This is a genomic window from Microbacterium sp. P2_F9 (assembly GCF_056403635.1).
In genome coordinates, this window is record NZ_JBFUFC010000267.1 from 1 (window position 1) to 3,883 (window position 3,883).

At 64.6% G+C, this 3,883-nt stretch carries 3 protein-coding genes; all 3 read right to left on the bottom strand.

All coding sequences use genetic code 11. From position 1 onward, the window contains the following. Positions 1 to 752, bottom strand: a 752-nt coding sequence (locus AC1DVT_RS18475; protein ID WP_477390654.1) for a glycosyltransferase family 2 protein, incomplete at its 3' end; no start/stop codon positions are given. Positions 753 to 762: 10 nt separating this feature from the next. Further along, the gene (locus tag AC1DVT_RS18480; protein WP_477390656.1) at positions 763 to 2,295 is read right to left on the bottom strand and encodes a tyrosine-protein kinase domain-containing protein; all 1,533 of its coding nucleotides are present in this window, start codon (positions 2,293 to 2,295) and stop codon (positions 763 to 765) included. Between the two features lie 70 nt (positions 2,296 to 2,365). Beyond that, entirely contained in the window at positions 2,366 to 3,769 is a 1,404-nt protein-coding gene (locus AC1DVT_RS18485; RefSeq protein ID WP_477390658.1) for an O-antigen ligase family protein, read from the bottom strand. Positions 3,770 to 3,883: the final 114 nt, after the last annotated feature.

Genomic DNA, 3,883 nt, shown 5'->3' on the forward strand with positions numbered 1-3,883 from the left:
ATGCCCAGGCGGGTGGACCTGGATGTCGCGCTGGTGTGCACTCGATAGAAGACTGTGGGCTGGTCGACGGAAGGGATCGGCGCCAGGCGCGCGACATTGACGAGAAGCCAGTAGTCATCCATCGCAGGGGCATGGGGGGCGAAGCCGCCCGCGAGGCGAAGCAGAGCAGGATCCGAGACAAAGCTCGTGGTCACAGAGATCGGTCCCCGCAGCACGGTGCGCACGTCGTTGACATGTACCTCCCCGCTCCCTGTGGCATCCACGCCGTCGACGAGCGCAGCCAAGGCACCGGCGCCGGGCACGCGAATGCTCGCCCAGCCGCCGGCGAGCTCATCCATGGCGCGCAGGCGGTCGCCCTCCTCGAGCGTCGAGAATGCCACCTCGCGAACGAAGACGATGGGAGTATCCGGATTCTGGTCGAGCCACGCCATCGTCCGATGGAGATGCTCTGGATGCCACAGATCATCCTGATCGAGGAATGCCACCCACTCACCCGTGACGAGGCTCAACCCATGATTGCGTGCGACGGCGACACCGCGATTCGGCTGAGATACGACGGTCGCCCCGACTGGATGCGTACGAGCGATGTCACCCCCGTCGTCTGTCGAGCCATCGTCGATCACGATCACCTGGGTCGCCGGCAGCGATTGAAACTGGATCGAGGTCAACGTCTCCGCGATGTGCTCCGCGCCGTTGTAGAGCGGCACGACCACCGAAACCGTGGGCGGCGAGGTCGTCGAGCCGGAACCCATCCCGGACGCCTCAGCCGCGGCGTCCGCGTTGGCTGGGCACGCGTCCCTCCGACGGAGGTGCTTCGGACGGATCAACGTCACCGAATACCTTGCCGAGATCGAACGCCTCATCAGCGAGCGGGCTCGAAGTTGCAGGACGACCTGGGGTGGCGTCCTCGCGACGGTATCCGTAGGAGTATGCCGAGGAGTCCACGCTCTTGATCGGTGCCTTGTTGAGAACCACGCCCAGCGCTCTTCCTCCGGCTTTCGTGATGGTGTTGAGCGACCTCTCCAGCAATTCGTATGTCGTCTTGCCCAGGCTCACGACCACGATCGCGCCATCGGCCTGATGGGTCAGCACCGCGCCATCGGTGACAGGGAGGAGCGGCGGGGCATCGATGATCACCGTCGCGTGCTCGGCCAGGTCGTCGATGAGCTTTCGCATCCGTTCGGAACCGAGAACCTCGCTCGGGTTCGGCGGGGTGCTTCCGGCCGTCAAGATGAACAGGTTGTCGTAGCGGGGGGTCCGCTGGAGGACGTCCGCGATCTCTGCGCGCCCTGACAGGACATCACTCAACCCTGCGCCGCCGGGAAGCCCCATCGTCTTGGCCACCGTCGATCGTCGCAGGTCGCCGTCGATCAGCACTACGGGTTTGCCGCTGGCCGCCAGGGTGGCGGCGAGATTGCAGGCGATCGTCGACTTTCCGTCGCTGGGTACGGGACTCGTGACCACGATTGTCCGGGGGGGATTGTCGACGTCCATGAACTGCAGGTTCGTGCGGAGGGAGCGCAGCGCCTCCGCAACGGAAAACCGAGAAGCGGACTCGGAGAGGGTGGTGGCGTCGAAGATTCGAGCGTCGCCCATGTCGGCGAGCGGGATGGTCCCGACGACCGGGATCCCTGTGCGAGATTCGACGTCGTCGGCACTGCGGATGCGGCGGTCGGAAGCGGTTCGCATGAGCGCGAACGCGATGCCCACCCCGAGGCCGAGGACCCCGCCGACGATGAGGGAGGTGCGAAGTTCCGGGAACAGCGGGGTGCTGGGCAGAACGGCGGATTCCTTGACCGAGATCGTGATGGGGGCGGATCCGGCGGTGCCATCTCCTTCGGTCTGATCGATCGCCGCTGACAACGACGTGAGCCAAGCCTCGGCGAGGGCGGCGGCCTCCTCGGGCGTCTCGCCTGTCGCGGTCACGCGGATCATGTTGGTCTCAGGAGGGTTGTCCAGCGCGATGCGAGTGACGACCTGATTGGCGGTCGCATCCAGCCCCAGCGCTGCGACCGCGCCGTCAGCGACGACCTTCCATGTTCCCATCGCCATGTAGGTGGCGATCTTCGAGGCGGCATACCCGTCGTATTGGGGACCCAGCACGAGGTTCTGACTCTGGTTCTCTGCGTCGGTTTCGGCGAACGCCTTGGTCTGGACCAGACCGATGGCGGTGGCTTGGTATACGGGCGTCTGAAGCAGGTACCAACCGAACGCGGTAGCGAGACCGACGAGGGTCATGAGGAGAATCGCGAACCAATGTCGTCGCAGGCCGCGAAGATATTCCCGCAACTCCATGGGCCCTCCAGATGTTTTAGTCTCCCGACCGCGGCGCCCCAATGTCGCACGGAAGTGGCTCTATCGTACGTCACGCCCCCGCGGGGTCAGGCGTCTGTCCGGTACTCACCGTTCGGCCGCGGCGGCGCGACCCCAACGGGAGAACGAGATCAGCTGTGAAAGCGCGCGTTCGGCGGAGGTCAGCGTCCAACGACTGTGCCCCGAGACAGATGCCGGCGATCACGAAGGGGATGGAGACCTGGGCCGCGACCCAGAACAGGTCGAACTGCGCTTGCACGATGCGACTGCCGATCGCCGCGATGGCGAGCGTCCCGAATCTGGGGTCCACGCGCCATAGCACGACGAAGAATCCGATCCCCATCACGATGAAACCGAGAAGTCCGACCACCCCGGCCGAGACGGCGACTTCAAGTTCCGCCTGTGGTGGCTGAAAGGCCGACGAGACATTGGTGTACCAATAGCGAAGGCCATGACCGAAGATCGGAGACTGCTTCCAGAACGCGTAGACCTCTCTGAACCAGTCAAGGCGCTGATACACCGAATTGAACTTGTTCTGGGACTGCACTTGATCGACGACTGTTGTGGTGACCAGCCATGCCGCCGGGATGAGGAGCAGGAGAGCCCAACGCGACCTGCCATGAACCCCCCTCCGCAGGACGACGAAGATGATCGCGACCACAAGCCCGATCAGCGCCTGCCTGGACTGCGTCATGACAATCGCGACGAGCAGAGTCCAGAAGACAGGCGTTCGCACGCGCCTCGCCCATCCGACCCAATCCGGATTCACGAACACCGCGAGCGCCATGAAAGCCATCACCGTACCGGCGAAGTTCTTGTGCATCGGAAAGGGCCACGACGGGTACACCTCGGCGAAATCGCCGCTGGCGTACTGGAACAGGGCGGTCCCGAATGTGCCGATTGCGATCGCCAGCGACCCCGCAAGCATGAGATTGAGGGCTGTCCGCGCGTACCCGGCTCGTGCAACCGCCCATCCCACGATGAGCGCACCTGAGATCAGGAGCCACGCATGGAACCATTCGACCGTGTTCGCGGTGAATGGGTTGACGATGACCGTGAACAGCGTCGTGAACTGGTAGACGAGATTGAGCACGAGCATCGCACGCATGGGGCGGCTGTACGGACGGTGGCCGAGCAGCACGGCGGTTCCGAAGGCCGCCGCGAGTGCGACGTCCGAGGCGGACAGATCCCCGGCGCCGAGACCCACGCGCCCGGAGATGAAGAGCACGGGCATCGCCATCAGTGCGACCGCCATCGGCTTCGAGAATGACAAGACCGTGCCGATGACGAGTACGCCGATGACGGCGGCCATCAGCACGCCGTTCTGCACACCACGACTGAGCAGGAAGTAGGCGCCCAGCACCGTGCCCGCGGCCAGGAGGGTCCATCGCCACGCGTCGCCCCAGAATTCGGCGAGACGGATCCGCACCATCTGCGCGCGCGCGCTTATTCCCATGGACAGCGCTCCTCTCGCACAGATCGATCGATTATCGCAGGTGGGTTCACTGCGGGCGGAGCATCAGTCCCTGGTCGACGAGTCGGTTGACGAATTCGTCGACCGACTCACGGA

Excerpts from the sequence above, each read along its gene's own strand:
- AC1DVT_RS18485 (WP_477390658.1), bottom strand. The coding sequence starts at position 3,769 with ATGGGAATAAGCGCGCGCGCGCAGATGGTGCGGATCCGTCTCGCCGAA.
- AC1DVT_RS18480 (WP_477390656.1), bottom strand. The coding sequence starts at position 2,295 with ATGGAGTTGCGGGAATATCTTCGCGGCCTGCGACGACATTGGTTCGCG.